The organism is Streptomyces sp. NPDC000404 (assembly GCF_040300365.1).
In the GTDB taxonomy this organism is placed as follows: domain Bacteria; phylum Actinomycetota; class Actinomycetes; order Streptomycetales; family Streptomycetaceae; genus Streptomyces; species Streptomyces ramulosus.
Genome location: NZ_JBEPDN010000015.1, coordinates 67,677 through 93,928 on the forward strand (window position 1 = coordinate 67,677; position 26,252 = coordinate 93,928).

The following is a 26,252-nucleotide window of genomic DNA, read 5'->3' on the forward strand; positions in this document are numbered from 1 at the left end:
CCTCCCGCCCCGCACCCTCCCGCGCGAGGCTGGCGACAGCCCACCGCATACGGCAGCTCCGCGAGATCCCGGCGGCCGGTCCGCCGCGGCGGCGACGCCCGCCCGCTGAACGGCCGTTGTGCCGAGAAAGGTCAGTCATGCCCGAGGAGCCGCTGTTCCGAGGTACCGGCATCGGCATGGTCCGCGCGCCCGTCAGACCGGCGCACGAGGCCGCGGAGGTCCGGCCGGACACCGGGGCCGGCGCGGACGAGAGCGCCCGCCTGACCGCGTCGCTGCGCGCCCTGGCCGACGATCCGTCCGTCCGCGAGGCCATCGAGATATCCAGCCCGCCGCTGGCCGACGTGGTGCACCGGGTGCTGGACCGCGCCGGCGACGTCCCCCTGACCCAACTGCGGCGCTCGGTACGGGCGCTGGCGGCCTACCGGCTGCGGATGAGCAGCCGGGCCACGCCGTTCGGGCTGATGGCCGGGGTCGCCCCGGTGCGCTTCACGGACGACGACGCAGCCAAGGCGCGCTGGGGCGACGCCCACACCCGCGCCGTCCGGCCGGACCGCGAATGGCTCACCGCGCTCGTGGCGACCTGGGAGCGCCGCCCGAAGGTCCTGCGCCATCTGCGGGTCGTGAGCAACGCACTGTGCACGGTGCGCGGCGGCAGACTCGTCCTCCCGTACGTCCCGGAGTCCGCCCGCGAGGAGCCCGCCGGGAACGGCGCGGGCCACGCGCCCCGCACGGTGCAGGAGGTCAGCGTCCGGCACACCGTCGTCGTCCGGGCGGTGCTTGAGACCGCCCGCCGGCCGGTGCGCGGCGCGGAGCTGGCCCGTACGCTGCAAGAACGCTTCCCGGGCGCCACCGAGCAGGCCGTCGACGGCGTACTGACCGAACTGGTCGCCAAGGAGATCCTGCTCACCGACGCCCGCCCGCCCCTGGAAGCGGTCGACCCGCTGGCGTATCTGCTGGACGCCCTCGCCGACGTGCCCGCGGAGCACCTTCCCGAGCGCGCCGAACTCGCCGCGCTGCAGACCGAGATCGAGCGGTACGCGACGCAGCCCCCGGGACACGGCCGGGACGCGCTGCGCGCCCTCATCGCCCGGATGCGGAAGCTGAACGACCTGCCCCGGCCCCTCCAGGTCGATCTGGCCCTGGACGCCGAGGCCGCGCTGCCCGCCGCGGTGGCGGACGAGGCCGCCCGCGCCGCCGCCCTGCTCTGGCGGCTCTCCCCGCACGAGGGCGACCCCGACCATCTGCGCGAGTACCACGGCGCCTTCCTGGAGCGCTACGGCACCGGACGCCTCGTACCGCTCACCGAACTGCTCGACCCCGACACCGGCCTGGCCGCCCCCGCGGGCTACCAGCGACCGGTCAGCCCCCGCAGGGCCACCCCCGCCGCTCCCCGCCGGCAGCGTGACGAGATCCTGGCCGAACTCGCCCAGCAGGCGATGCTGGACGGCGCCGACGAGGTGGTCCTCCACGACGACCACCCCGTCGTACGCGCCCTCGCCCACGACGAGGGACGGCCCCCCGCCTCCCTGGAGGTGGGCGCCCATCTGCTCGCCGGCTCCTGCGAGGCGCTGCGCGACGGCGACTTCCGGCTGGTGCTGGCGGGCGGCACTGGGCAGGCCGGCGCCATGCTCGGCCGCTTCGGCTACCTGCTGGGCGAGGCGGACCACGCCGCACTGGCCGAGGTGGCGCGCTCCGGCGCGGCGTCCGACGGCGCGCTCGCCGCCCAGGTGGCCTTCCGCCCCGGCCGGGCGCGCGCCGCCAACGTCGCGCAGGTGCCCCAGTGGCTGGCGCACACCCTGCCGGTCGGCTGCTTCGCCGACCCCGACGACCCCGCCGTCGTCGATCTGCGCCGCCTCGCCGTCGCCGCCGGCCCCGACCGGCTCCACCTCGTCGACACCGCCTCCGGCCGCCGGGTCGACCCCGCGGTCTTCCACGTCCTCAACCCGCAGTGGGCGCTGCCCAACGCGGCCCGCTTCGTCTGCGAGGTCGCCGGCAGCGGCGTGCGCCACTGGCAGTCGTGGGACTGGGGCGCCGCCGCGGCACTGCCCCACCTGCCCCGCGTGCGCTACGGCCGCACCGTGCTCGCCCGCGCGTGCTGGCGGCCCACCGCCGGCCTGCGCGACGCCGAACTGCCCTTCCCGCAGTGGCTGGCCGCGCTGGAGCGCTGGCGGGAGCGGTGGCGCGTCCCCGACCGGGTCTGGGCGGGCAAGGGCGACCGCGGCGTCCACCTCGACCTGACGCTGCCCGGCCACCCGGCGCTGCTGCGCCACGAACTGCTCCGCCACGACGAGGCCGAACTGCGCGAGGTGCCCGCCGACGCCGCCGGGCTCCCCGACGGCTGGCTCGGCGGACGGGACGCCGCCCGCCGCACGGAGGTCATCATCCCGCTGCGCGCCGCCCGCCCCGCCGCGGACCCGGCCCCGCAGCCCCTCCCGGCACGCCGGTACGCCCCGCCGCGCACCGCACCCGGCGTCCACCCGCCGGGCGGGGAGTGGCTGTACGCCGCGCTGTACGCCCCGGCCGAACGCCACGAGGAGCTGCTCGCCGTCCATCTGCCGCCGCTCCTGGACCAGTTGCCGCCGGACGTCGACCGCTGGTTCTTCCTGCGGTACGCCGACGCCGGCGGCGCCCATCTGCGGCTGCGCTTCCACGGCCCGCGCGAGGCGCTCCACGGCGCGCTGCTGCCGCACCTGCACGACCTCACCGGCGCGCTCCGCGACGGCGGGCTGGTGGGCCGGGTCGTGCTGGACACCTACGACCCGGAACTGGAGCGCTACGGCGGCCCGGAGGCCATCGCCGCCGCCGAACGGGCCTTCCACGCCGACAGCGTGGCCGCGGTGGCCCAGCTGCGCCGCGCCTACGCCCGCATCGACACCACCGAGCCGCTGCTGCGGGTGGCCGCGGGCTTCGCCGATCTCACCCGGGCCTTCCATGGCGCGGACGAGACGGCGGGGCCGGCCGCCGCGGACTGGCTCACCCGCGTCGTGCCCAAGGACGAGACGCGCCAACGCGCCTTCCGGGAGCGCCGCCGCGAGGCGCTGGCACTCGTCGACCCGTACCGCACCGCACCGGGCCCCGCCGCCACCGACGAGGCGCTGCACGCCGCCTGGACCCGCCGCGCGCAGGCCGTCGCCGCCTACGGACAGCTGCTGCGCGACCTCGGCGAGCGTTCCTGGTCCGACCCCGACCAGGTACTTCTCTCCCTGCTGCACATGCACCACAACCGGCTGGCCGGCGTGGACCGCGACCACGAGAACCTCGCCCTCGCCGTCGCCCGCGGCGCGGCACGGGCCCACACCGACCGCAGGAGGCACCGCCGATGACCCCCACCGGCCTGACCGGGCACGGCGCCCCCGACCTGGTCGCGCTGCGGAGCCGGGCCACCGAGGTGACCGGCGAGGTCGCGGCGCGGCTGGCCGACCCCCGAAAGGTGGCGGACACCGCCGACTTCTGGATCCCGCTGGCCCTGAACGACGGCCACTCGGGCATGGCGTTGCTCTTCGGGGAACTCGCCCGTAAGGACCCGGCGCACCGCCCCACCGTCCACGCCCACCTCGCCGCCTGCGCCGCCGCCCTGCCCGGCCGGCCCGGCGCCGGGCTCTACCACGAGGTGCCGGCGCTGACCTTCGCCGCGCACACCGCCCGGCGCGTCCCGGACGACTACGCGGGGCTGCTGGCCCGGCTCGACCCCGCGGTCGACGCCGCCGTCCGCGCCCTGCTGGAACAGGACCGGGCGCGCCTCGCCGAGCGCCGGGCCGGGCTTCCCTTCTCCGTCTACGACGCGACCGCCGGCCTCGCCGGGCTCACCAGGCTGCTGCTGGCCCGGCGCCCGGCGGACGACGCCACGCTCACCGCGGCCGTGGCCCATCTGCTCCGGCTCCTTACGCCCCTGCCACGGGACGGGGCGTCGGTCCCGGGCTGGTGGACGCCGCTCGGCTCCCACGGCCGGGCCGACGAGAACCTCCCCGACGGCCACCTCAACTTCGGCGTGGCACACGGCATCACCGGGGTCCTGTCGGCCTTGGTGACGGCCCACCGCGCACAGGTCCCGGTGCCCGGGATCGACGACGGGATCCGGAACATCGCCGAACTGCTCATGGCCCGGCGCACCGCGGACGGCCGGTGGCCCGCACTGATCCCGCTGGCCGACTTCACCGCCGGCCGCACCCCGCACCCCGGCCGCTCCGCATGGTGCTACGGCACCCCCGGCGTCGCCGCCGTGCTGCACCGGGCCGGGGAGGCGCTGGAGCGGCCCGACTGGCGGCGGGCCGCGGTGGACGCCGCCCTGCTCGACCTGGCGGAGCCGTCCGGCGTGGGCGACGCCGGCATCTGCCACGGCTGGGCCGGTCTGCTGCATCTGACGACGGTCCTCGGCCACGCCTCCGGCGACTCCCGGTTCGCCGCCCTGCAGGACCGGTTCGCCGCCCGGACGCTGGACGCCTACGACCCCGGCCGCCCGTTCGGCTTCGGCCAGGACCCCGCGGCGGGAGCCGGGGGCGCGAACTCCGCCGGCCTGCTCACCGGCGCCGCCGGCATCGCCCTCGCCCTGCACGCCTACGCGGCCGGCGCACCCCCGGCCGGTGGCTGGGACGCGGCGCTGCTGCTGAGCTGACCGGCGGCGCCGGGGCCCTCCAGCGCCCGGCGCAGCCAGGAGTGGAGCGGCACCAGCCTCGGCAGCACCGTCCAGCCGTTGACGGTCCACACCAGGCGCCAGTACCGCTCGACGCGCGGGTCGTGGGCCTCCGTCAGCTGCGCGGTCACCGCGGCACGGAACTCGGCGTCCGGGGCGCGTCCGCACGCCTCGGCGAACCGCCGGAGCAGATCGTCGGCGAGCGCCGCCGCCTCCCTGCCGTGCGGGTCGAGATCCGCGTCCCGCGCCTCGGCGAGGGCGTGGTGGGCGGCGCGCGTCACCGCCTCCCCGGCGAGCGCCTCGAAGGGGAGCGGTTCGCCGGATGCCTGGTGGGTGGCGGCGCGGGCCATCCGGGCGCGGAAGTCCGCCTCGCGCAGGAGCCCGGCGATCTCCGCCCAGGCGGCGACCTGTTCGGCGGTCGGCTCGTCCGGCAGATCGGGCAGTGCGGTGCGCACCATCGCCGCCGCGGCCGGATCGCTCCCGGCGCCGAAGGCGGCGTCCAGGAAGTCGTCGATGATCCGGCGGCGTTCCGCGCCGGACAGCTGGGTGAGTCGGTGCATCACGGTGGTCTCCTCGGGTCCGGTGCCGCGCGCGGCGGCGGCGCGCAGCACGCTCCGCCGCAGCTTCAGCGCACGGATCTGTACGTCGACGGCCTCGGCCTGCGCCCGGGCCACCTGAGCCATCGGCAGCTCGCGGTCGAGCACCTGGCGGATCGTCGCCAGAGAGATGCCCAACTCCCGCAGCGAGCGGATCAGTTCGAGGCGTGGCAGGGCGGCGGGGGCGTAGCGCCGATGGCCGGCGTGGGTGCGGTCGGCCGGTGGGACCAGCCCCTCGTCGGAGTAGAACCGGATGGTGCGCACGGGGATGCCGGTGCGCCGGGAGAGGTCCCCGATCGAGTAGCGGGTCGTTCCGTCCATGGCCCCATCCTGGAATCTCCAGTCACTGGAGACGCAACCCGCATCCCGGCGCCGCCGCTCCCCGGGCGGCGGAACGCCCCGCCCCGCGCCCCGCGGCCACCCCGCACGCCCCCGGAAATCCGCATCCGGACATAGCCGCGTATCTCCGCCGCAGACACCCTCACGATTGTCAACGGTCTGTGGAGACAAGGGGGCTGAGCAGGAGAGGGGCCCTGTGCCGTGGGAGTCTCGGTGATCATGGAAGGCTCACCCACGGGTGAGCGGCACCACCCCGCAAGGAGAGAAAATGCGCGCCCACCCCCTGTCCCTCGCCTCCCTGGCCCTCGTCGCCGGGCTCACGCTCACGGCCTGCGACGGAGGGGACAAGTCCGCGGCGGGCGACGCGCCCTCGTCCGCCCAGGGCTCCCAGGACTCCGCGCAGGACGCCACCGCCGTCCCCGCCGACAAGGGCTCCGCCCCCGCCGGGTCCGGCTCCGGCTCCGGTGCCGACGCGGGCGCGGGCGACGCCTGCAAGACCGCGCAGCTCGGCTTCAGCCTCTCCCACGGCATGAGCGAGAACACCTACCTGATCAACCTCAAGAACAACGGGTCCGCCGCCTGCTCCCTCCAGGGCTTCCCGGGCGTCGACCTCAAGGGCAAGGACGGCACCGTCAGCGCCACCCGCAGCAAGGTCGCCCCGGTGAAGGTCACCGTGCAGCCCGGCGAGGAGACCCGCTTCACCCTGAACGCCCCGGCGAACACGTCCGGCGGCAGCGGTGTGACCTTCACCTCCTTGATCGTCACCCCGCCCAACGAGACCCATTCCCACACGCTGCCCGCCGGCATCAACCTCGCCGTCACCGACGAGCCCGACGGGGGCGGCGTCACGGTCGACCCGGTCGGCACGGGCAAGTAACGCCGCCGGCGGCCTCGATCCGTCCGGCCCGCCGCCGGCCCGTGCGGGTGCGCGGCGGGCCGGACGGATCGCTTCGGGCCCGGCCTTGGCCGGTCACCCGCCACGCGGTACCTTCGGTGCGATATCGACGACGGCACGACGGAAGCCGGTGCAAACCCGGCACGGTCGCGCCACTGTGTGCACACCACCCCTCCGCACGGACGGGGCGGTGTGTGAGTCAGACCCGGGGCCGTCGTCCTGTGCACCACCGAGAAGGGGACGCGAACTCCCCAAGGAGGCACCGCCATGGCACAGTCCTTCGCCCAGCCGACCGCCGCCCCCGCCGTACCCGCCAAGCTTCCGCTGAAGGCGGTCGCTCCCTGGGCGGTCTTCTTCGGCATCCTGATGCTCGTTCTGCTCTACTTCGTCGGCGCCGAGCAGGGCGCCACCTCCGTGTTCCACGGCGCGGGGGTCCATGAATGGGTGCACGACGCCCGCCACCTGCTCGGTTTCCCCTGCCACTGACGCGAGGGGCGCCGCAACCTCCATGAACTCCACCACCGTCCGCAACCTGCTCGTTCGGGGCATGCTCGCCGGCCTGGGAGCCGGCGTGCTCGCCCTGATCGTCGCCTACGTCCTCGGCGAGCCGAACGTCAACAGCGCCATCGGCTTCGAGGAGGCCCATGCCGCGCACTCCCACGGCGACGAGGCCGAACTCGTCTCCCGCGGCGTGCAGTCCACCGCCGGCCTCGCCACCGGTGTCCTCGTCTACGGCATCGCCTTCGGCGGCATCGCCGCCCTCGCCTACTGCTTCGCCCTCGGCCGGGTGGGCCGCTTCGGCCCCCGCGCCACCGCGCTGCTGCTCTCCGGCTGCGCCCTGCTCACCGTCTACGTCGTCCCGTTCCTGAAGTACCCGGCCAACCCGCCCGCCGTCGGCGACCCCGACACCATCGGCAAGCGGACCGCCCTGTACTTCCTGATGATGCTGTTCAGCGTGCTCCTCGCCGTCGCCGCCACCCTCCTGGGCAAACGGCTCGCGCCCCGGATCGGCGCCTGGTACGCGACGGTCGCGGCCGTGCTCGGCTTCGCCGTGGTCACCGGCCTCGCCTACGCGTTCCTGCCCGCGATCAGCGAGGTGCCGGAGCACTTCCCGGCGGCGCTGCTGTGGCGCTTCCGGCTCTCCGCCCTCGGCATGCAGCTCACGCTGTGGGCCGGATTCGGGCTGCTCTTCGGCGAGTTGGCGCAGCGGCTGCTGCGCCCGGAGCCGGCCGCGTCCGCCCGGGCGGTACCGGCCGGCTCCTGAGAAGAGCCGTGCGCACAAGGGCCCCCGGCAGCCGGCCGGGGGCCCTTCCGCCTCCCCGGGCGGGGACGCGGGACGGGCCGCCGGGAGCCGCGCGCCCCGGCCACCACCCCGCCGTACGCCCCGGATCTCCCTCATCCGGAGCCGAGCGGCCCCCCGAGCCGGAGGTTCCAGCGCCCCGCCCGTCCACTCAACTCCGTGCAGGTCAGCGGCGGTACGTCGAACCGCCAGAACGCGCGGGCGGGCCCGCCCGTCGCATGGACGGCCGCCGCCCGCACCACCTCCGGTTCCACCACCGCCACGATCCGGCCCCCGGTCGGCCGCAGCGCGTCCAGCCAGTGCGCCACCCGCGCGCACGCGTCCGCCACCGACTCCCCGCCGGGGGCCGCGGCCTCGGGATCGGCCAGCCACCGCGCCACCGCCTCCGGCTCGGCCGCGGCCACCTCCTCCAGGGTCCGGCCGCGCCAGTGCCCGGCGTCCAGCCCGGCCAGCTCCGCCGGGGTGGCGTCCGGGGCCAGTCCGAGGGCCTCGGCGGTCTCCCGGCAACGCACGCTCGGGGAGGCCACCACCGCGTCCGCGGCGGGCAGCGCCCCGGCCGCCGCCCGGGCGCGCGCCGCTCCCGAGGCGTCCAGCGGATCGCCGTCGTCGAACGCCGCCCGGCGCAGCGAGGCGGTCATGGCGGCGGAGACGAGCAGAACACGGCTGGTCACGAGGGCTCCTTCGGCGGGTCGGGCGGCCGGGCGCCTCCCGGGCCGTCGCCGGCCTCCCGTCGCGGCCCGCGGCTCCCGCGACCCGGCGGCGCCGCTTGCGAAGCTAGCACCCGCACCCTCCGCATCCTTCGCGGATCCGCAGGTCCACGACGTACGGATGCCGCCTCCGGGAACGGCGGCCGCAGGCTCGCGTCCGGGGCCGCCACCGGGGAGCCGGCCCCGGAGAGCGTGGCCGGCCGCCCGTGCCCTCGGGACCGGCGGCGGTGGCTCCCGGCGTGGTCCGGCGGAAAGATGGAGGGAGAGCCGTGGGCGTCGTCCGTGAGGGTTCCCCGCGGGAGGCGGGTGCCGATCCGGCCGTGGTCCGCCGGCCGGGCAGCCGGGTGGCGGGGCCGATCGCGGTGCGGCCGGGCCGGAGGCCGGACGGGGTGTCCGGGCCGGACGGGGACGGCGGCGCCCGGCCGCGGCGACGCGCACGGGGCCCCGACAGGACCCGGCACGGGGACCGAAAGCGGGCGGGACTGCCCCGCGGCAGCCGCACCCGCAGCGCCGTACAGCGCACTGCACACCAGGAGCGGAACGATGACCGCAGGCAGGGTGGAACGCAGGCACAGCCTCTTCCCCGACTTCAACGACTGGTTCAACCGCGAGTTCCCGGGGCTGCCCGGATGGCGCCCGGGGACCGCGGCCCACTCCATCCCGGTGGAGGTGACCCACGACGACGACACCTACGTCCTGCGCGCCGAACTGCCGGGCATGGACCCGGACAACGACATCGGCATCACCGTCGACGACAACCTCATCACGGTGCGCGCCGAGCACAGCGAGACCCAGGAGGACAAGGAGCACTCGGAGTTCCGCTACGGATCGTTCCGCAGGTCCCTGCGGCTTCCGGCCACGATTCCCGCGGCCGAGGTCGACGCCTCGTACGCGGACGGCATCCTCACCATCCGCATACCGATGCCCGCGGAGAAGTCCACGACCGTTCGGACCGTCCCGGTGAGGCGGGCCGGTACCGCGGAGAAGGACGAGGGCGGCTGATCCGCCCGGGGCGCCCGCGGACGCGTCCGGTTCACCGTGGGCGAGAGAGGTGGTGTGCGGTGCCGGGGCGCCGCGCCGCCAGTCGGTGATCCGTCCGGCGCCGGCGTGGGCCGAGAAGCGGGAACATCGGCGACCTCGGCCCGTACGAGACGTACTCGCCGAACATCGTCAGCCTCCGGCCCCCGTAGGACCGGTGCCGAGTTCCGTCCGGACGTCGACGACGCCCTCCACGGCCCGTACCGCGCGGATCAGCAGCGGGAGGAGCGCCCGGTCGGCCAACGCGCCGTGGAGGGTCGCCACGCCCTCCGTCACGGTGACGTCCAGCCCTGGGGGAGCGCCGGGCTCGCCGAGGACGGCGTGGCGGATCTCCGTCTCGATCTCGGCGTCGTCACGGAGGAACACCTTGAGCAGATCGCTCCGGCTGACGACGCCCTCCAGCATGCCGACGTCGTTCACGACGGGCAGCCGCTTCACCTTCCGCCGGGCCATGATCCGCGCCGCCTCGGCGAGCGTCGCATCGGGATGCACGGTCACGGCCGGACTGGACATCAGCTCACCGGCGCGCACGGCACCGGCCTTCGCCGCCTCCCCGAACGCCTCCGCGCGGCCCTGATCGCCCTGGAAGCCCTCCTTCGCCAGCAGATCCGCCTCGGACACCACCCCGACGACCCGCCCTTCACCTTCCAGGACGGGGAGCGCGCTGACCTTCCACTCGTCCAGGCACGCGACGATCGCCTTGTAGGGCGCGTCGCGGCCGATGGCGATCGCGGTGTGGGACATGACGTCGCTGACGATGCGGTGGGAGGCGGGCATGATCTCCTCCAGACCGAGGCGGAAGCCCACGGGAGCCGGGCTCCGGCCTCCAGTCTGCGCCTGTCCCGGAGGCGGGAGGAGGGGCGGATGGGCCCGTTCGCGTCCCGGGCGGGGACCGACCGGCCCATGCGCCGTGCGGGCGGCCCGCCGGAGGCCGGCCGGGAAGGCAGTCATCCGCGCCCTGCACGGGGAAGGGGCGCACAGGCACGCTCCGAAGCGCCCGGTTCCCCCGCGGAAGGCACGGGGCACACCGGGGCCCTCCGGGCCCTGAACAGCGCCATCCGGCTCATGGGACGCGTCGCTGCGCATGCGCCATGCTCGAAGGGACCACGGGTACACCGGGGGAGGAGGCCATGGAGCCAGAAGTGATCACCGTCGGGATCGACGGCACCCCTGAGAGCCTTGCGGCGGTCCGGTGGGCCGCGGAGGAAGCGGACCGGCGGCACGCCGTGCTGCGCCTCCTGCACGCCTGGGGCACACCGGCCGCCGGGGAGCCCGGCACGCCCCCGGACCACGACCGGCACGCCGACGCGCGGCGCACATGGGCACAAGCGCTGCGGACGGCGCGCGCCCACCGCGCGAACGTCCGGGTCATCGAGGACCTGGTGAGATCCGAAGCGGTGCCGGCGCTGCTGGCGGCGGTGGCGGAGTCGCGGATGCTCGTCCTCGGTTCGCGGGCCCTCGCGGCCTGGAAGAGCTACGTCCTCGGCGACATCAGCCTGGAGGTGGTCGGCCGGGCGGAGCGCCCCGTCGTCCTGGTCCGCGAGGGCTGGTCCGGTCGGCCCGCCGTCCCCGAGGCCGAAGGCGGCGCCGCACCGGCTCCGGACCCGCACCTCGTCGTCGGCCTGAGCCCCAAGGGCCCCTGCGCCGCCCTGCTCTCCTTCGCCTTCGACGCGGCGGCGCTCCGCGGCCTGCCGCTGCACGTCGTCCAGGGGCGCCGCCTGCCCGTCAGCGCCCGTGCCCCCTGGGCGATCGACCTCTCCGTGGCCGAGGAGATCGTCGAGGAGGGCGAAGCGGCCCTGCGGGAGCGCCTGCGCCCCTGGCAGCGGTGCCACCCCGAGGTGGCGCTGCGGTGGACGGTGCGGGCGGAGAGCCCGACCCGGACCCTGGTGCACAGCGCCCCCGGGGCCGTCCTCCTGCTGGTCGGCCGCCGGCACCACCACGCCGCCTTCCTCCCCCGGGTGGGCCCCGTCGCGCACGCCGCGATGCACCACGTGGCCTGCCCGGTGGCGGTGATCCCGGAGGAGGAGGCCCCGTGACGGGCCCGTCCCCGGCACCACGGACGGCCGGGCCGCCCCGGCCCCTGCGCGACGCGCCGCCCGGGTGGAGGCTGAGGACAGGGCTGTGGGTGTACCCCGCACCGGGGCGGATTCTCCGCACCCCGGACGGCGCGGGCCCGCCTACAGTGAGATCAGGAGACGAGCGCCATGACCCGGAAGGCACAACCGCCCCCGCAGGGGGACCGGCCCACTCCTGGCGCGCCGGTGCCTCCGCCGCGGTGGCGGCGCCTGATGTGGCCGGTGGCCGTCGGTCTGTCGGTTCTTCTGTGGGTCGTCCTGTGGGTGCTCCTGCCGCAGCTGCACCAGCCCGGTGAGCCGGTCAAGGAGAACCTGTCGTACTCGCAGTTCCTCGCCGACGCCGACGCCCACCGGATCAAGGACGTCACGCTGCAGAGCAACGGACAGGCCGGCGGCACGCTGGCCGACGGGCACCGCTACACCACCACCGTCCCCGTTCAGCTGGCCGGCCCCGGACTGCTGCACCGGCTGCAGGCCGACAAGGTGACCATCAAGGCGTCCGCCCCGTCCTCGTCCCCGTCGGCCGGGTCGCAGCTGGTGACCTGGGTGGTGATCCTGGCGCCGTTCCTCTTCGTCGCCTGGTTCCTGCGGCGGATCTCCCACGGCGCCGCGGGAGCGGCGCAGGGCGCGATGGGGGTGGGCAAGTCCAAGGCGAAGCTGTTCGACGCGGAACGCCCCCACACCACGTTCGCCGACGTCGCCGGCTACGAGGGCGCCAAGGGCGAGATCACCGAGGTGGTGGACTTCCTGCGCCGCCCGGAGCGCTACCGCAGGGCCGGGGCGATGACCCCGCGCGGGGTGCTGATGGTCGGACCGCCGGGGACCGGCAAGACGCTGCTGGCCCGGGCGGTCGCGGGGGAGGCGGCCGTGCCGTTCCTGTCGGTGGCGGGCTCCAGCTTCGTGGAGATGTTCGTCGGCGTCGGCGCGGCCCGGGTACGGGACCTCTTCACCGAGGCCCGCCGGCGCGCGCCCGCGATCGTGTTCGTCGACGAGATCGACGCCCTGGGCGGGCGGCGGACCGGGACGGGGGCGGCGGTCTCCAACGACGAGCGGGAGCAGACCCTCAACCAGCTGCTGTCGGAGATGGACGGCTTCGAGGCGGCCGAGGGCATCGTCGTCCTGGCCGCCACCAACCGGCCGGAGGTCCTCGATCCGGCGCTGCTGCGACCGGGCCGCTTCGACCGGCAGGTCGTCATCCCGCTGCCCACCCTGGCCGAGCGGGCCGCGATCTTGACCGTGCACTGCCGCACCAAACACCTCGACCCGGACGCGGACCTGGAGACGGTGGCCCGCGCCACCCCGGGATTCTCCGGGGCGGACCTGGCGAACCTCGCCAACGAGGCCGCCATCGTCGCCGTCCGCGAGGACCGGGAGGTGCTCACCGCCGGGGACTTCGACGCCGCCCGCGACCGGATCCTGCTGGGGCGCCGTGAGGGCTCCAACGTCCTGCTGCCCGCGGAGAAGTACGCGGTCGCCGTCCACGAGGCCGGGCACGCCCTGGCCGCCGCCCTGTCACCGCACGCCGACCCGGTGGCCAAGGTGACCATCCTGCCCGCCGGACAGACGCTGGGCGTCACCGAACAGCTCCCGCTGGTGGAACGCCATCTGTACGGGGAGGACTACCTCAACGAGACCCTCACCGTACGGCTGGCCGGGCGCGCCGCGGAGCTGGTCGAGTTCGGCCAGGGCTCCACCGGGGCCGCCGACGACCTGGCCGGCGCCACCGAGCTGGCCACCAAGATGGTCCGCGAATTCGGGCTGTCACCCGCACTCGGCCCGGTCGGCTACCCGCAGGGCGGCTCGGTATTCCTCGGCGCCGGCGGCGGGCCCGGCCTGTCCTCCCGTCCGTTCGCCGAGGCCACCCAGGCGGCCATCGACGCCGAGGTCGCCCGGCTGCTCGGCGAGGCCGAAGGCCGTGCCACCGGGCTGCTGAAGGACCATCACGAGCAGCTGCGGCAGCTGACCGCGCTCCTGCTGGAGCACGAGACCGTCGACGGCTCGGCCGTCCACCGCATCCTCGGCACGGCCGCGCCGTCCGGTCCCGGGGCGCCCGGTCATGGGCCGCCCGGTCATGGGCCGCCCGGTCACGGGCCGCCTGGTCATGGGCCGCCTGGTCACGGGGCGAGGGAGAAGTAGTTCTCCCGCCCCGCACCGGGGCCCCGCCGCACCGGACGTGCAGTCCACAGGCGGCGGGCCAACGAACCGGCCGGTCAACGAAGCGGCGGTCCGGCCGCCCATGCCACGGCGTCCTCCAGTTCGTCGTGGGCGAACCGCCGGACCTCGGCCCGGACGAAGTGGTTCGCCAGCTGAGGCACCAGGGCGGCGACCTTGCTGTCGGCCGCCAGCGCGATCTTCCCGACCTTCCGGTGATGGTCGCGAAGGAACCGCACATGACGGAACAAGCCACCGATGTTCTCCCAGCCGGGGAATGTCCGCACATGGATCACGACGCCGGCCAACTCGTCGTGCGTCTCGAGCCAGGTGTCCACGGTCCGTGTGAGGGCGTCGAAGTCCTGGGTACGCAGCGGCTGGGCGACCTCGACGACGAGCACTCCCGACTCGGTCAGCCGGTGGGAGATGCCGGGGCCCTCGGGCAGCGACGCCAGCCAGCGCAGGGCCTCGTCGCGCTCCTGGATTCCGAAGACGCGCACCGGGCAGGGCGTCAGAAAGCCCGTCAGCCGGGTGGACTCACGGATCCAGCCCGCGTCGGTGACGACCGCGCACCCTTCGAACAGTCTCATGGCACCCACGCCGACCTTGAGGTCCTCCCAGGCGGCCCCGGGGGTGAAGGACGTGAATTCGGGGCCGATCTCGCACAGGAGCCGAATCCGGCGCCCCTCTCGCCGCGCGTCGTCGATGAGCGGCTCGACCACCGTCCGGTAGTCGTCCTTCGACACGGTTCCGATCGCCTTCACCGCATCGATGCCGGCGGGTGCGTCCATGGCTTTCTCCAGCATGTCCTTCCCCTCTCCGAGCCCGGTCGACGTGCCGTCCGAGCGGAGGCCGGCACGCGGACCGGTGCGACATCACCTCAAGTTTTCCAGAAAACACCTTTCCGGTCATGGCCGAATATTTATACCGACCGTGAGCACAGCACCCGGACCGAGCGCCCCCCGGCGACCGGCGCGGACCGCAGGCAACGGGCGGCGCCCCACGGCCGCGGGCATCAGCCGGTGCGGAGCCGGATCCCCACGTCCCGGCAGAGGGACTCGGCCACCTCGCGGTCGAAGGGCTCGGTACCGGGGGTGAGCACCGACGCGGCGGCCACGGCCACGCCCCACGCACAGGCGGCGACCGGATCGTCCCCTGCGGCCAGCCGTTCGGTCAGCGCCGCCACCATGCTGTCCCCGGCCCCGGCGTCGCTGATCAGCTTCCCCGGCGGTGGCGGGGCCCGCAGCTCGGTGTGGCCGTGCCGGGTCGAGCAGAGCGCGCCCAGGGCACCGATCGTGGTGACGGCGATCTCGGCCGCCCCCGTGGCGAGCAGCTGCGCGTTGACGGCCAGGGCGTCGTCGAAGCCGCGGACGGGCCGGCCGAGGAGATCGGCGGCCTCGGTGCGGTTGCACCGGAACAGGAAGACGCCCTCCGCCAGCGCCTGCCGCAGCGCCGGGCCCGACGTGTCCAGCACCAACCGGGAGCCGGCCGCCCCGACCCGGCGGGCCACGGCCGCGTAGAAGTCGTCGGACAGCCCGCCGGGCAGGCTGCCGCTGGCCACGACGTACCTGCTGGTGCCGATCGCCTGTCCCAGGGTGTCCAGGAGGCGTTGTCCCTCGCGTTCGTCGAGGCGCGGGCCGGGCGGGACGATGTGGTGGCTGCGGCCGGACGCGGTCTCGAACAGCACGAGCGCCTCGCGGGTCTCCTCTGCGATGCCGACGGCGAGGTGGTCGAGGCCCTCCTCGTCCAGCAAACTGTTCAGACGGCTGCCGACCTCGCGGCCGGCGGTGTGGACGGCCATCGCCCGTCCGCCGAGTCGCGCCACCCCGCGGGCCACGTTGATGCCGCCGCCCCCGCCGGCCACGGACCTGACCCGGGCGCGGTTCTTGCCGACGTCGGTGAGGTGGTCGACATCCCAGCACAGGTCGACGGTGGGGTTCACCGTCAGGGTGAGAACCGGCCCGGCCGCGGCCGGGTACGGCGTCGCCGCACTCATCGCGGGGACGCCGCCTCGCCCCGTACGGCCATGGTTCGCTCCCCATGCTCGTGGCCGCACCGCCGCCGGAGCGGCCCGGCCGTCCGGCCCCGGCCGGTTCACCTGCCACGGCCGGACGGCCGAAGAGATCACGTCACCGCCCCCCGATGGAGACAGGTCACCGCCCCCGGCTTCGACGCTAACCCTCCCGGCGGCCCGCTGCACGGCGGCGCCGACGAGGCGGTGCGGCACATGCCGGACGAGACCGGCGTCCCGGCCCGCGCGGGGGCGAGCGGCCGGATGCGACGCCGGCCGCCCGGCGGAAGCTCCTGGGCTCCGGGACCGCCCGCTCCCCGCCGCCACGAGGAGCGGGCGGGACGTGGGTGACCGGCCGTCAGGCGGGCGCCGGACAGCCGCCACCCGCCGCCGGTGCCGTCCCCTCCTCCCCGGGCCGCAGCACCTGCGCCGACTCCAGCAGCGCCTCGATCACCTCGTCCATCTCCAGCCGCCGTTCCACCGAACGCAGCTGCGGCAGCCCGGCACGGGTGCTGACCTGCGGCGGGGCCAGCAGCGAACAGCAGTCCTCGTCCGGCAGCACCGACACCTCGGCGGTCCCGATGGCCCGCGCCTCGTCGATGATCTCCTGCTTCTCCCAGCCGATCAGCGGCCGCAGCACCGGCAGTCGCGCCGCCTCGTCCACCGCGACCATGTTCGCCAGCGTCTGGCTCGCCACCTGCCCCAGACTGTCGCCCGTCACCAGCGCCTCGGCCCCGGTCCGCGCCGCCAGCGCCGAGGCGGTACGCACCATCAGCCGCCGCTGCGCGACCACCTGGAGCCGGCCCGCACCCGCCACCGCCAGCTGCTTCTGCGCCGAGCCGAGCGCCACCACGTGCAGCGCACCCGCCGGCTGACTGCGATTCAGCTCCCGGGCCAGCGCATACGCCTTGTACACGGACGCCGCGTTGGTGTACGGCGCCCCGCTGAAGTGCACGAAATCGCAGGCCAGACCGCGTCGCATGGCCCGGTGCGCGGCCACCGGCGAGTCGTACCCGCCGGACAGCAGCACCAGCGCCCGCCCACTGGAGCCGACCGGCAACCCGCTCAGCCCCCGATGGCGTTCCCACGACAGATAGGTCTCCCGGTGGTCGATCTCCACCGAGAGCGTGACATCGGGCGTCGTCAGATCGACGGGCAGCCCCGCCACCGCCTCCTGGATCCGCGCCCCCAGATGCACCGCCATCTGCGACGACGTCAGCGGAAACTCCTTGTCCCGCCGCCGCACCCGGACCGCGAAACTCCGCACCCGCCGCTGCGCGCCGACCGTCCGCAGCGCCGCCACGGCCGCCGCGGTCACGTCCTCCAGGGTCGACGGCGTCCGCACGGCGGGCTCGACGCAGTGGAACCCGATGACCCGCCGGGCCCGCTCCACCAGCGCCTCCAGCGGCACCTGACCGCCCACCACGGTGATGTTCTGCGCCCCCTTGATCCAGGTGGAGCCGCCGATCCCGCGCAGCGCGATCCGCAGGTTGTCGTGCAGCCGCTCGATGAACCGGCGACGGTTGCGCCCCTTGAGGAAGACCTCGCCGTGCTTGAGCAGCACACAGGAACCGCCGGCCGGAGCGGCGGGGGTGTCCCGGGGAGCGGGGACACGGGAGTTGCCGGTCATGTGTGAACCTTTCAGAAGTCCCAGTCGTCATCGGCGGTGTCCTCCACCTTGCCCCTGACACGGGACGAGCCGGAGAAGAAGTCGTGATTCTCGTCCGCACCCGGCGACCGCGCCGCCAGGCTCTCCGGACCGCCCGCCGTCCCCGCGCCGCCGCACCGGGGCGAGCGGCGTCATCCCCACGCATACGACGCCATCCGAACGAAGGAAGGCATATGCCTGGGACATACGCGGGCGGGTGTGCCCGCCGCGGCAACGGGGCTCCGGGCCGCGCGAACGGAACGGAGCGCCCGGGGCCGGGCGCGGGGTGTCGCGTTGCGGCGAACGCGGCCGGCCGGGGCACTGGGCTGCGGCGGCATGAGGAGCGGCGGTTCGGCGACCGCTCCGCGGCGACGGGTGCAGCAGGTGAACCGCTACAGCACAGCCGGCAAGTTGGTACGCGACCGGATCCCGCAGATCATCCGGGAGGACGGGGCCGAGCCGATCGTCCGGACCGCGGGCCCGGAGGAGTACCGCAGGCGACTGCGGGACAAGCTCGGCGAGGAGGTCGCCGAGTTCCTCGCGGCGGACGAGGCCGGGGCGCTGGAGGAGCTGGCGGACGTCCTGGAGGTCGTCCGCACCCTCGCCGCCGACCTCGGCGCCGGCCCCGCCCAACTGGAGAAGGTCCGCGAGGCCAAGGCGCGCGAACGGGGCGGGTTCGCCGAGCGCGTGGTGTGGGCGGGAAATCGCTGACGGTCTCGCCGGGGGACGTCCCGCAGGCCCGCCGTTACGGTGCCGCCCACGCCCCGGCCCCCCACCTGCCGTGACCCACCGGGGCCGGGACGCCTGTAGGCATCCCGGCCCCGTTGCACACCCGCGGTCAGGAGGCGGGCAGTTCGTCGCGGACGGTGCGGGCCGCCGCCACCAGGTTCTCCAGGGAGGCCCGGGTCTCGGCCCAGCCGCGGGTCTTCAGACCGCAGTCCGGGTTGACCCACAGGCGCTCGGCTGGGATGGCCCGGAGGCCGGTGCGCAGCAGGCGCGTGACCTCCTCGGTGCCCGGGACGCGCGGCGAGTGGATGTCGTACACGCCGGGGCCGGCCTCGCGCGGGTAGCCGTGGGCGGCCAGTTCGCGGGCGACCTGCATATGGGAGCGGGCCGCCTCCAGGCTGATGACGTCGGCGTCCAGATCGTCGATGGCCTGCACGATGTCGCCGAACTCGGCGTAGCACATGTGCGTATGGATCTGGGTGGCCGGGCGGACGCCGCCGGTGGCGAGGCGGAACGCCTCCGTGGCCCAGGCCAGGTACCCGGCGTGGTCGGCGGCGCGCAGCGGCAGGGTCTCACGCAGCGCCGGTTCGTCGACCTGGATCACCTGCGTACCGGCCGCCTCCAGGTCCCCGACCTCGTCCCGCAGCGCCAGCGCGACCTGGCGCGCGGTGTCGCCCAGCGGCTGGTCGTCGCGGACGAACGACCAGGCCAGCATGGTCACCGGACCGGTCAGCATCCCCTTCACGGGCCGCTCGGTGCAGGACTGCGCATACGTCGTCCAGCGCACCGTCATCGGCTCCGGACGGGAGATGTCCCCGGCCAGGATCGGCGGCCGGACGTAGCGGGTGCCGTACGACTGGACCCAGCCGCGCCGGGTGGCGAGGTAGCCGGTCAGCTGCTCGGCGAAGTACTGGACCATGTCGTTGCGCTCGGGCTCGCCGTGCACCAGGACGTCCAGACCGGCCTTCTCCTGGAAGGCCAGCACCTCGCGGATCTCGCCCCGGATCCGCTCCTCGTACCCGTCGGCGTCGATCCGCCCGGCCCGCAGATCCGCCCGCGCGGTGCGCAACTCGGTGGTCTGCGGGAACGAGCCGACGGTCGTCGTCGGCAGCAGCGGCAGCCCCAGCGCGGCGCGCTGGGCCGCGGCCCGCTCGGCGTACGGCCGGGAGCGGCGGGCGTCCGCGTCGGTGACGGCGGCGGCGCGGGCGCGGACCGCCGGGTCGTGGGTGAGCGGGGAGTTCGCCCGGGACGCCAGATCGGCCTTGTTGGCGGCGAGTTCGGCGGCGATCGCGCCGGTGCCGCGGGCCAGGCCCTTGGCGAGGGTGACGACCTCGGTGGCCTTCTGGCGGGCGAAGGCGAGCCAGCGCAGGATCTGCGGGTCGATGTCCCGTTCGGCCGCGGCGTCGAGGGGCACGTGCAGCAGGGAGCAGGAGGCCGCGACGTCGACCCGGTCGGCGAGCCCCAGCAGCGTGCCGAGCGTGGTCAGCGACGCGGTCAGGTCGTTGACCCAGACGTTGCGGCCGTCGACGACCCCGGCCACCAGCCGCTTGCCGGGCAGTCCGCCGGCGGCGGCGAGCGCGCCCAGGTTGGCGGCGGCGGACCCGGTGAAGTCCAGCGCCAGCCCGTCCACCGGCGCCTTCGCCAGCACCGGCAGCGCCTCGCCGAGCCGGTCGAAGTAGGAGGCGACGAGCAGCTTCGGCCGGTCGGTGAGCGCGCCCAGGTCACGGTAGGCGCGGGCCGCGGCGTTCAGCTCGGCGGGCGTACGGTCCGTCACCAGCGCGGGCTCGTCCAGCTGCACCCACCCGGCTCCGGCGGCCCGCAGATCGGCCAGTATCTCGGCGTAGACCGGCAGCAACCGGTCGAGCAGTGTCAGCGGATCGAAGTCCGCGGCCACCCCGGGCGCGGGCTTCGCCAGCAGCAGGTAGGTGACCGGGCCGACCAGCACCGGACGGGCCGTCAGCCCCAGCGCCAGGGCCTCCGTGAGCTCGCCCACCTGCTTGCCGGAGTCGGCGGCGAACACCGTGTCCGGCCCCAACTCGGGCACGAGATAGTGGTAGTTGGTGTCGAACCACTTGGTCATCTCCAGCGGCGCGACGTCCTGCGTACCGCGCGCCATGGCGAAGTACCCGCCGAGGAGGTCGTCGGCGACGGCCGTGCGGTGCCGCTCGGGGATCGCGCCCACCATGACGGTGGTGTCGAGGACGTGGTCGTAGTACGAGAAGTCGCCGGTCGGGACCTCGCCGATGCCGGCGTCGGCCAGCTGCCGCCAGTTGGTGCGGCGCAGACCGGCGGCGGTGGCGTGCAGCGCATCGGCGGTGACGTGGCCCTTCCAGTACCCCTCGATCGCCTTCTTCAGTTCCCGGTGCTGCCCTTGACGGGGGTAGCCGTACACGGTGGCCCGTGCTGCCGCGGCTGCGGACTCGGTGGTCACGGAGATCTCCTTCGCGAGATGAATCCCTGAGATCCCGGCGACGGGACGGAGCGCGAAGGGGTGACGAACCGGACGGAGCGGCCCCGCGCGGCACGGGCGCGGTCCTCCGCCTGATGTGTGTACGCCGACCCGCCCACGAGGTCACCGGGATGTCCGGGCACGCGGGGTGCGCACCCGGGCAGTTGGCAGGTCTTCGGACTCGCGGGCACGTCCTCGGGGAGGACACCTACTGGCCGTCGCTTCCCGGGCCCTGTGGACCCAGTGCGTATGACGGCGGTCGTTCCCGCTCACCGCTGCGGGGCAGTCCCGGATTCCCACCGGGTTCCCTCTTGCGACGCCCCGCCTGGCGGACGGGGCGAACCAGCTGCACTGATCACCCTACGGGCCGACCGGCACCGCGGTGGGGGTGCGCCCGTCATCGGGATGGTGAAGTGGAACACGCCCCTCGCGCGCATGAAACGCACGCGCGGCGGGAAGCGCGGCGTGCGTCTCCCCAAGTCCTTGGCCGCAGGAAGGGATCCTGGCGATCCAGCGACCGGTGCCGGAACACGGCGGCGGAACACGGCGGCGGCCGGCTCGCCGGGCCCCGGCAGGCGGCCCGGTCACTGCCGCCCTCACTGCCGTCCGGTGTCGATGACGCAGAAGATGTTGCCGTCCGGATCGGCGAGCACCAGGAAATCGGCGTCGTCCGGGTAGAGATCCCAGTCGACGCGCCGGGCACCCAGGGACACCAGCCGTTCGACCTCGGCGGCCTGGTCGGCGGCGTCCCCGGCGTACAGGTCCAGATGGATCCGCGGATGCTCCTGGACCGGCGTCCCGCTGCGGCCGAGCGCCACCTGCACCCCGTGCCCGGCGGCCGGTACGAGGACCGCCCAGTCGTCCTCGATCTCCTCGCGCGGGACGTAGCCCAGCGCCGCGCCCCAGAACGCCGCGGCCCGCCGCACGTCCGAGACCCCCAGTACCACGGAACCCACAGTCAGCATGGTCCGAGTCTGCCGCACCGCACGGCGCGCGGGGCGGAAACGGGGCAGCGGGCGGGACGCGGCCGCCGGGCCCGGAACGCACGGTGCGCCCCGTCCGCCCCGCTCCGGAATGCCGCCGGATGGGTGGCGTGGCACCCTGGCTGTGGCGTGGGCCCGGTGACACGGCGGCCGGCAGCGGCCGGGCCGGGGCCGGTACCGCTCCGGTCCCGGAGACCGGGGTGGCCGGCCGTTCCGCAGCACCGGGGCGGCAGCCCGGCCGCGCCCCGAGCACGCAACCGAACGAGGCGGTCACCATGGAGTTCGGCATCTTCACCGTCGGCGATGTGACGGCCGACCCCACCACCGGCCGTACGCCGAGCGAGCACGAGCGGATCAAGGCCACGCTCGCCATCGCGGCGAAGGCCGAGGAGGTCGGTCTGGACGTGTTCGCCACCGGCGAGCACCACAATCCGCCGTTCGTGCCGTCGTCGCCCACCACCCTCCTCGGGTACCTGGCGGCGCGTACCGAACGGATCGAGCTGTCCACCTCCACCACGCTGATCACCACCAACGACCCCGTGAAGATCGCCGAGGACTTCGCCTACCTGCAGCATCTCGCCGACGGCCGCGTCGACCTGATGCTGGGCCGCGGCAACACCGGCCCGGTCTACCCGTGGTTCGGCCAGGACATCCGCCAGGGCATCCCGCTCGCCATCGAGAACTACGCGCTGCTGCACCGGCTCTGGCGGGAGGACGTGGTCGACTGGGAGGGCAAGTTCCGCAGCCCGCTCCAGGGCTTCACGGCCACCCCGCGGCCGCTGGACGGCGTGCCCCCGTTCGTCTGGCACGGCTCGATCCGCTCCCCGGAGATCGCCGAACAGGCCGCGTACTACGGCGACGGCTTCTTCCACAACAACATCTTCTGGCCCATGTCCCACACCCGGCGCATGATCCGCCTCTACCGGCAGCGCTTCACCCATCACGGCCACGGCGCCCCCGACCAGGCCATCGTCGGCCTCGGCGGTCAGGCGTTCATCCGGCCCAACTCCCAGGACGCGGTCCGTGAGTTCCGCCCGTACTTCGACAACGCACCCGTCTACGGGCACGGGCCGTCCCTGGAGGAGTTCACCGAGCAGACGCCGCTGACCGTCGGCTCACCGCAGCAGGTGATCGAGCGGACCCTCGGCTTCCGCGACGCCGTCGGCGACTACCAGCGGCAGCTGTTCCTGATGGACCACGCCGGACTGCCGCTGAAGACCGTCCTGGAACAGCTCGATCTGCTCGGCGGCGAGGTCGTCCCCGTCCTCCGCAAGGAGTTCGCGGCCCTCCGCCCGGCCGGCGTCCCCGCCGCCGCACCGCGCCACCCGGCCGTCGCCGCCCGGGAGGCGGGATCCGGCGTCGATCCGGAGGCCACCTAGCGCGGACGGACCGGCCACGCAGACGGACCGGCCGCCCGCAGCACGCGGGCGGCCGGTCCGTGGTCCGTGCGGCCGCGAGGTCAGGAGGCCGCTCCGCCGCCCAGCATCTGCTCCATCGGGACGACGTCCTCGAACTCGTCGTGCCGCACCCGCGCCCCGCAGCCCTGGACCAGCCGGGCGTAGTCCGCCGCCGCGGCCTTGACCCGGTCCTGCAGCGCCGCTCCCTGCTGGGCGCCGAAATCGCTGGTCGCGGCGTAGACGCCCCGGGGCGAGACGACGGCGTGCAGATAGGAGAACATCGGCCGCATCGCGTGCTCCAGCACCAGCGAGTGCCGTTCCGTCCCGCCGGTGGCGGCCATGAGCACCGGCATGTCGGCGAGCGTCCCCTCCGGCAGCACGTCGAAGAAGGACTTGAAGAGTCCGCTGAACGAGGCGTTGAAGGCGGGCGTCACCGCGATCACCCCGTCGGCCCGCTCCACCGTCTCGAACGCCTCCTCCAGCGGGCCGGTGGGGAATCCGGACAGCATCGCGTCCGTGATGGCCCGGCCCAGCGGCCGCAGCTCCACGAACGACGACTCGACGTCCTGCCCCCGGTCCTCCAGCTCCGTGCGTACCGCGGCTTCCAGCCGGTCGGCGAGCAGCCGGGTCGAGGACGGCTCCCGCAGGCCCCCGCTGATGATCGCCAGATTCGTCATCGCGTCACGATCCTCCGTCTCGGGCGGCGTCGCACCGTGCCCGCGACGCAGCACGCGGACCGCGCACGGACGGTACGCGCTCCGCGCCGTCCGGCGCCGTTTCCCTTCAGGCTACGGTTCGCCGCCGCACCCGGCAGGTCCGCGGCCACCGGCCCGGCGGCGCGTACGCCCACCGGGCCGGGCCTTTCGCGGTCAGCGGCCGTCCGGGGTCCGCTGCAGGACCAGCGTGAGGAAGCCCCAGGTGTCCCGGTAGACGCGCAGCCACTCGGAGCGGCGCAGGTGCGCGGTGGCGAGCACCTCGGCGCTGTCGGGGTCGTCCGGGTGGTCCAGCGCCCAGGCGGCCAGCGTGCCCCAGCAGGCCCATTCGTAGGCGTCCAGCTCCTGGCGGGAGCTGATGTGTCCGTCCACGGGCGTCCAGCCGTCGGCGACGACACGGTCCAAGGTGGTCGCGAGGTCGGCGAAGTCCCCGAGCATCTCGACGGCCTCCGAGGACGGTGTGCGCTCCCAGAAGCCGTCACCGATCACCACCCGGCCGCCGGGGGCGAGATGCTCGCGCGCCGCGGCCAGGGTGGGCAGCAGCCCGCCGAAGGCATGCGCCGCCCCGACGCTCAGCACCAGGTCGAACGGCTCGGCGGAGGCGAACTCCGCGGCCGGCCCGTGGTGGAGCGTGAGCCGCTCCGCGACGCCCCGCTCCCGCGCCCCCTGCCGCGCCTGCGCCAGCGAACCCTCGGCGAGGTCCACTCCGGTGGCCGACGCCTGCGGCCGCGCCTCCAGGGCCCGCAGCAGCCACTCCCCGCTCCCGCACCCGAGGTCGAGCACCCGCTCGTCCCCGCGCCGCAGGCCCTTGGCCAGCAGCCGGTGCACGGCGGCGTCGTCGAGTGGCGACTTGATCGGATGGTCCGTGTGGGCGATGCGGGAGATCTCTTCGCGATTCATCGGGGCAGCTTGGCAAGCGCGGGGGAGGGGCGCACGCGAATTTCGGCGGCGGCCACCCGCAAACGCCCGGGCCGGACCCCCGAAGGAGCCCGGCCCGGGCACGTCCGGCCGCCGCGGCGGCCGTTACGGCTTGACGAGGAGGATCGAGTTGATCGGCGTCAGGTCCTTGTCGATGTAGTAGCCGGCGCCGAGGTAGCCCTGGCAGTCGCCCGTGCCGTTGTACCCGGTGCAGGTACGGGCCGTGGCGCCGCCCGTCTGGTTGTTGAAGACGTAGTGCTTCCCGACCTGCCCTTTGAGGTTGTGGGCGCCGTAGCTGTAGAACGTCAGCGACGGGCGGTCGTTGTTCCATCCGGCGTTCTGCGGGTAGACGCAGACGGCTCCGGACGGGCAGCCGCGCACCGTGCCCGCGGCCTGGGCGGCGCCGGCGGTGGTCGCTCCCGCCGTGACGAGGGCGCCGGCCGCGAACGTCAGCGCGACGGCCTTGGTGATCTTCCGCATGGTGGTTCCCCCTTGAGGTCTGGTGGCGCGTCGCTCCGCGGACCCCGCCGACTCGCGGCGCGGCGGGTGCCTCGGCGACGCACCGGAAATGTCGCATGAACAGCCAAGTCCCCACCATCTCTTTCGACTTGGAGAGAAACCGGCGGTATGTCGCGATGAAGTGTGCTAAATGCCGCGCACTCGCCGTTGTCTCGCGGAGCGTGGTGAAGCCGCAGGACAACGGCCGGGGGCGGCGCCGGGGCGTGGGCGCGGAGGCCCGCCCTCCCGCCTCGGCGCGGGGCGGGGCACGGCGCCGAAATCCGACCGCTGCGAGCCCCCGGGAAGCACCCCGGCGTAGGGCCGCGCCCGCCGGCCCGCCGGGGAGCGCGCCGGCGCCCCGCCTCCCGGGCGCGGGCGCCCTCACCCTTCTGCTGTACGGACCCGTCCGGCGACGGTACGAGACGGCGCGGCGGGCAGCGCGCCGCTACGCCGCGCTCACCCCGTCCCCTGCGGGAAACGCCGGTTCTGCCAGCCGGTGATCCGGCAGAGGATGACGACGATCAGTACGGCCGCGGCCAGGTCGAGCGCCGCGCAGACGGTCGAGAGGGCCGCGGCGTGGCGCAGGCTCGACTCGGTGATCTTCTTGGCCAGGTAGTAATGGCCCATGGAGCGGCTGAGCAGCGTGTCGGCGACGAACAGTGCCCACCAGACGGCGATCGGGGCGCGCGGGGCCGGGCGGTACGGGGCACTCGCCCGCCAGACGTCCGTCACGACCTGGTAGGGGAGCCACAGGTTGGCGACCGGCGCGAACCAGCCGCCGATCACCCAGCCGCGGGCGCGGCGCTGTGCCGTGCGGGCGCCGTACCGTTCGGCGTTGCACCGCGCCCGCCACAACCAGACCAGGAACACCGCGCCGGCCGCGCAGTACAGCACCACCTGGGAGAGCGACACCCACAGGCCGAAGGTGTCGGCGGCCCGCAGGTCCGCGACCGTCGCCCGGCCGGCCCGGTAGGCGTGGACGACGAGGTAGTCGCGCCAGTCGGAGACCGTGAGCAGGGCGTTTCCCGCGGCCGCCGCCGGGATGAGAAGGGCGGCGGCCAGGGCCGGCCGGGAGACCGCCCGGAACCGCTGCCGAGGTCCGATCGGGACGGCGCCCGCCGCGCCCGCTGTCCAGTCCTGCTGTACACCGTCCACGTGCTCCCCCGAAGACTCGTGCG

At 74.9% G+C, this 26,252-nt stretch carries 22 protein-coding genes and 1 riboswitch; of the genes, 10 read left to right on the plus strand and 12 right to left on the minus strand.

Going from position 1 to position 26,252, the window contains the following annotated elements; all coding sequences use genetic code 11:
- The first annotated feature begins 137 nt into the window (after positions 1–137).
- Together ABT345_RS26940 and ABT345_RS26945 are read left to right on the plus strand one after the other, a co-directional pair.
- A complete protein-coding gene (locus ABT345_RS26940) occupies positions 138–3,323 on the plus strand; it encodes a lantibiotic dehydratase (protein ID WP_345087295.1) in 3,186 nt (1,061 codons plus the stop codon).
- The gene (locus ABT345_RS26945) at positions 3,320–4,612 is read left to right on the plus strand and encodes a lanthionine synthetase C family protein (protein WP_345087293.1); all 1,293 of its coding nucleotides are present in this window, start codon (positions 3,320–3,322) and stop codon (positions 4,610–4,612) included. The genes ABT345_RS26940 and ABT345_RS26945 overlap by 4 nt, the downstream gene beginning before the upstream one ends.
- Here the strand turns inward: ABT345_RS26945 and ABT345_RS26950 are convergent.
- Positions 4,555–5,547 (minus strand): MerR family transcriptional regulator, encoded by a 993-nt coding sequence (locus ABT345_RS26950; RefSeq protein WP_345087291.1) that lies wholly within the window; start codon positions 5,545–5,547, stop codon positions 4,555–4,557. The genes ABT345_RS26945 and ABT345_RS26950 overlap by 58 nt on opposite strands.
- A gap of 286 nt (positions 5,548–5,833) precedes the next feature.
- On the opposite strand from ABT345_RS26950, the gene ABT345_RS26955 reads away from it, so the two are divergent.
- From ABT345_RS26955 to ABT345_RS26965, 3 genes are all read left to right on the plus strand, one after another.
- Positions 5,834–6,442, plus strand: a complete 609-nt coding sequence (locus ABT345_RS26955; RefSeq protein WP_345087289.1) for a DUF4232 domain-containing protein — start codon at positions 5,834–5,836, stop codon at positions 6,440–6,442.
- Between the two features lie 285 nt (positions 6,443–6,727).
- Positions 6,728–6,946 (plus strand): CbtB domain-containing protein, encoded by a 219-nt coding sequence (locus ABT345_RS26960; protein WP_345087287.1) that lies wholly within the window; start codon positions 6,728–6,730, stop codon positions 6,944–6,946.
- A gap of 22 nt (positions 6,947–6,968) precedes the next feature.
- The gene (locus ABT345_RS26965) at positions 6,969–7,724 is read left to right on the plus strand and encodes a CbtA family protein (RefSeq protein WP_345087284.1); all 756 of its coding nucleotides are present in this window, start codon (positions 6,969–6,971) and stop codon (positions 7,722–7,724) included.
- A gap of 131 nt (positions 7,725–7,855) precedes the next feature.
- On the opposite strand, the gene ABT345_RS26970 is transcribed toward ABT345_RS26965, so the two are convergent.
- Positions 7,856–8,431: a histidine phosphatase family protein gene (locus ABT345_RS26970; RefSeq protein WP_345087280.1), complete on the minus strand. Its 576-nt coding sequence runs from the start codon at positions 8,429–8,431 to the stop codon at positions 7,856–7,858.
- A gap of 579 nt (positions 8,432–9,010) precedes the next feature.
- Between ABT345_RS26970 and ABT345_RS26975 the strand changes: the two genes are divergently transcribed.
- The gene (locus tag ABT345_RS26975; RefSeq protein WP_345087278.1) at positions 9,011–9,469 is read left to right on the plus strand and encodes an Hsp20/alpha crystallin family protein; all 459 of its coding nucleotides are present in this window, start codon (positions 9,011–9,013) and stop codon (positions 9,467–9,469) included.
- Between the two features lie 168 nt (positions 9,470–9,637).
- Here the strand turns inward: ABT345_RS26975 and ABT345_RS26980 are convergent, their stop codons facing one another.
- The gene (locus ABT345_RS26980; RefSeq protein WP_345088124.1) at positions 9,638–10,282 is read right to left on the minus strand and encodes a CBS domain-containing protein; all 645 of its coding nucleotides are present in this window, start codon (positions 10,280–10,282) and stop codon (positions 9,638–9,640) included.
- Between the two features lie 353 nt (positions 10,283–10,635).
- Between ABT345_RS26980 and ABT345_RS26985 the strand changes: the two genes are divergently transcribed.
- Positions 10,636–11,541 (plus strand): universal stress protein, encoded by a 906-nt coding sequence (locus ABT345_RS26985; RefSeq protein ID WP_345087276.1) that lies wholly within the window; start codon positions 10,636–10,638, stop codon positions 11,539–11,541.
- A gap of 168 nt (positions 11,542–11,709) precedes the next feature.
- Positions 11,710–13,716, plus strand: a complete 2,007-nt coding sequence (ftsH, locus tag ABT345_RS26990) for an ATP-dependent zinc metalloprotease FtsH (RefSeq protein WP_345087274.1) — start codon at positions 11,710–11,712, stop codon at positions 13,714–13,716.
- Between the two features lie 74 nt (positions 13,717–13,790).
- Here ftsH and ABT345_RS26995 read toward each other — a convergent pair whose 3' ends face one another.
- From ABT345_RS26995 to thiI, 3 genes are all read right to left on the minus strand, one after another.
- Positions 13,791–14,537 (minus strand): SpoIIAA family protein, encoded by a 747-nt coding sequence (locus ABT345_RS26995; protein ID WP_345087272.1) that lies wholly within the window; start codon positions 14,535–14,537, stop codon positions 13,791–13,793.
- 209 nt (positions 14,538–14,746) lie between these two features.
- Positions 14,747–15,727 carry a 1-phosphofructokinase family hexose kinase gene (locus ABT345_RS27000; protein ID WP_345087270.1) on the minus strand — a complete coding sequence of 327 codons (981 nt, stop codon included), beginning with the start codon at positions 15,725–15,727 and terminating at the stop codon, positions 14,747–14,749.
- A gap of 373 nt (positions 15,728–16,100) precedes the next feature.
- The gene (gene thiI / locus ABT345_RS27005; protein WP_345087268.1) at positions 16,101–17,372 is read right to left on the minus strand and encodes a tRNA uracil 4-sulfurtransferase ThiI; all 1,272 of its coding nucleotides are present in this window, start codon (positions 17,370–17,372) and stop codon (positions 16,101–16,103) included.
- A 402-nt stretch (positions 17,373–17,774) separates the two neighbouring features.
- Between thiI and ABT345_RS27015 the strand changes: the two genes are divergently transcribed.
- Complete coding sequence (locus ABT345_RS27015; protein WP_345087266.1) at positions 17,775–18,101, plus strand: nucleoside triphosphate pyrophosphohydrolase; 327 nt, start codon at positions 17,775–17,777, stop codon at positions 18,099–18,101.
- A 127-nt stretch (positions 18,102–18,228) separates the two neighbouring features.
- Here ABT345_RS27015 and metE read toward each other — a convergent pair whose 3' ends face one another.
- Complete coding sequence (gene metE / locus ABT345_RS27020) at positions 18,229–20,547, minus strand: 5-methyltetrahydropteroyltriglutamate--homocysteine S-methyltransferase (RefSeq protein ID WP_345087264.1); 2,319 nt, start codon at positions 20,545–20,547, stop codon at positions 18,229–18,231.
- Positions 20,548–20,714: 167 nt separating this feature from the next.
- Positions 20,715–20,927, minus strand: a riboswitch (cobalamin riboswitch).
- A gap of 234 nt (positions 20,928–21,161) precedes the next feature.
- Positions 21,162–21,530 carry a VOC family protein gene (locus ABT345_RS27025; RefSeq protein WP_345087262.1) on the minus strand — a complete coding sequence of 123 codons (369 nt, stop codon included), beginning with the start codon at positions 21,528–21,530 and terminating at the stop codon, positions 21,162–21,164.
- Positions 21,531–21,823: 293 nt separating this feature from the next.
- Here ABT345_RS27025 and ABT345_RS27030 point away from each other — a divergent pair, with 293 nt between their 5' ends.
- Complete coding sequence (locus ABT345_RS27030; RefSeq protein ID WP_345087260.1) at positions 21,824–22,927, plus strand: LLM class flavin-dependent oxidoreductase; 1,104 nt, start codon at positions 21,824–21,826, stop codon at positions 22,925–22,927.
- Positions 22,928–23,007: 80 nt separating this feature from the next.
- Here the strand turns inward: ABT345_RS27030 and ABT345_RS27035 are convergent, their stop codons facing one another.
- The 4 genes from ABT345_RS27035 to ABT345_RS27050 form a co-directional block, all read right to left on the minus strand.
- Positions 23,008–23,622: an FMN reductase gene (locus tag ABT345_RS27035; protein ID WP_345087258.1), complete on the minus strand. Its 615-nt coding sequence runs from the start codon at positions 23,620–23,622 to the stop codon at positions 23,008–23,010.
- Positions 23,623–23,814: 192 nt separating this feature from the next.
- Entirely contained in the window at positions 23,815–24,558 is a 744-nt protein-coding gene (locus ABT345_RS27040) for an SAM-dependent methyltransferase (protein ID WP_345087256.1), read from the minus strand.
- Between the two features lie 123 nt (positions 24,559–24,681).
- The gene (locus tag ABT345_RS27045) at positions 24,682–25,056 is read right to left on the minus strand and encodes a hypothetical protein (protein ID WP_345087254.1); all 375 of its coding nucleotides are present in this window, start codon (positions 25,054–25,056) and stop codon (positions 24,682–24,684) included.
- 474 nt (positions 25,057–25,530) lie between these two features.
- Complete coding sequence (locus tag ABT345_RS27050; protein WP_345087252.1) at positions 25,531–26,229, minus strand: DUF4328 domain-containing protein; 699 nt, start codon at positions 26,227–26,229, stop codon at positions 25,531–25,533.
- Positions 26,230–26,252: the final 23 nt, after the last annotated feature.

Coding starts and splice junctions, on each gene's coding strand:
- ABT345_RS26940 (WP_345087295.1), top strand. CDS start 138: ATGCCCGAGGAGCCGCTGTTCCGAGGTACCGGCATCGGCATGGTCCGC.
- ABT345_RS26945 (WP_345087293.1), top strand. CDS start 3,320: ATGACCCCCACCGGCCTGACCGGGCACGGCGCCCCCGACCTGGTCGCG.
- ABT345_RS26950 (WP_345087291.1), bottom strand. CDS start 5,547: ATGGACGGAACGACCCGCTACTCGATCGGGGACCTCTCCCGGCGCACC.
- ABT345_RS26955 (WP_345087289.1), top strand. CDS start 5,834: ATGCGCGCCCACCCCCTGTCCCTCGCCTCCCTGGCCCTCGTCGCCGGG.
- ABT345_RS26960 (WP_345087287.1), top strand. CDS start 6,728: ATGGCACAGTCCTTCGCCCAGCCGACCGCCGCCCCCGCCGTACCCGCC.
- ABT345_RS26965 (WP_345087284.1), top strand. CDS start 6,969: ATGAACTCCACCACCGTCCGCAACCTGCTCGTTCGGGGCATGCTCGCC.
- ABT345_RS26975 (WP_345087278.1), top strand. CDS start 9,011: ATGACCGCAGGCAGGGTGGAACGCAGGCACAGCCTCTTCCCCGACTTC.
- ABT345_RS26980 (WP_345088124.1), bottom strand. CDS start 10,282: ATGCCCGCCTCCCACCGCATCGTCAGCGACGTCATGTCCCACACCGCG.
- ABT345_RS26985 (WP_345087276.1), top strand. CDS start 10,636: ATGGAGCCAGAAGTGATCACCGTCGGGATCGACGGCACCCCTGAGAGC.
- ftsH (WP_345087274.1), top strand. CDS start 11,710: ATGACCCGGAAGGCACAACCGCCCCCGCAGGGGGACCGGCCCACTCCT.
- ABT345_RS26995 (WP_345087272.1), bottom strand. CDS start 14,537: ATGCTGGAGAAAGCCATGGACGCACCCGCCGGCATCGATGCGGTGAAG.
- ABT345_RS27000 (WP_345087270.1), bottom strand. CDS start 15,727: ATGAGTGCGGCGACGCCGTACCCGGCCGCGGCCGGGCCGGTTCTCACC.
- thiI (WP_345087268.1), bottom strand. CDS start 17,372: ATGACCGGCAACTCCCGTGTCCCCGCTCCCCGGGACACCCCCGCCGCT.
- ABT345_RS27025 (WP_345087262.1), bottom strand. CDS start 21,530: ATGCTGACTGTGGGTTCCGTGGTACTGGGGGTCTCGGACGTGCGGCGG.
- ABT345_RS27030 (WP_345087260.1), top strand. CDS start 21,824: ATGGAGTTCGGCATCTTCACCGTCGGCGATGTGACGGCCGACCCCACC.
- ABT345_RS27035 (WP_345087258.1), bottom strand. CDS start 23,622: ATGACGAATCTGGCGATCATCAGCGGGGGCCTGCGGGAGCCGTCCTCG.
- ABT345_RS27040 (WP_345087256.1), bottom strand. CDS start 24,558: ATGAATCGCGAAGAGATCTCCCGCATCGCCCACACGGACCATCCGATC.
- ABT345_RS27045 (WP_345087254.1), bottom strand. CDS start 25,056: ATGCGGAAGATCACCAAGGCCGTCGCGCTGACGTTCGCGGCCGGCGCC.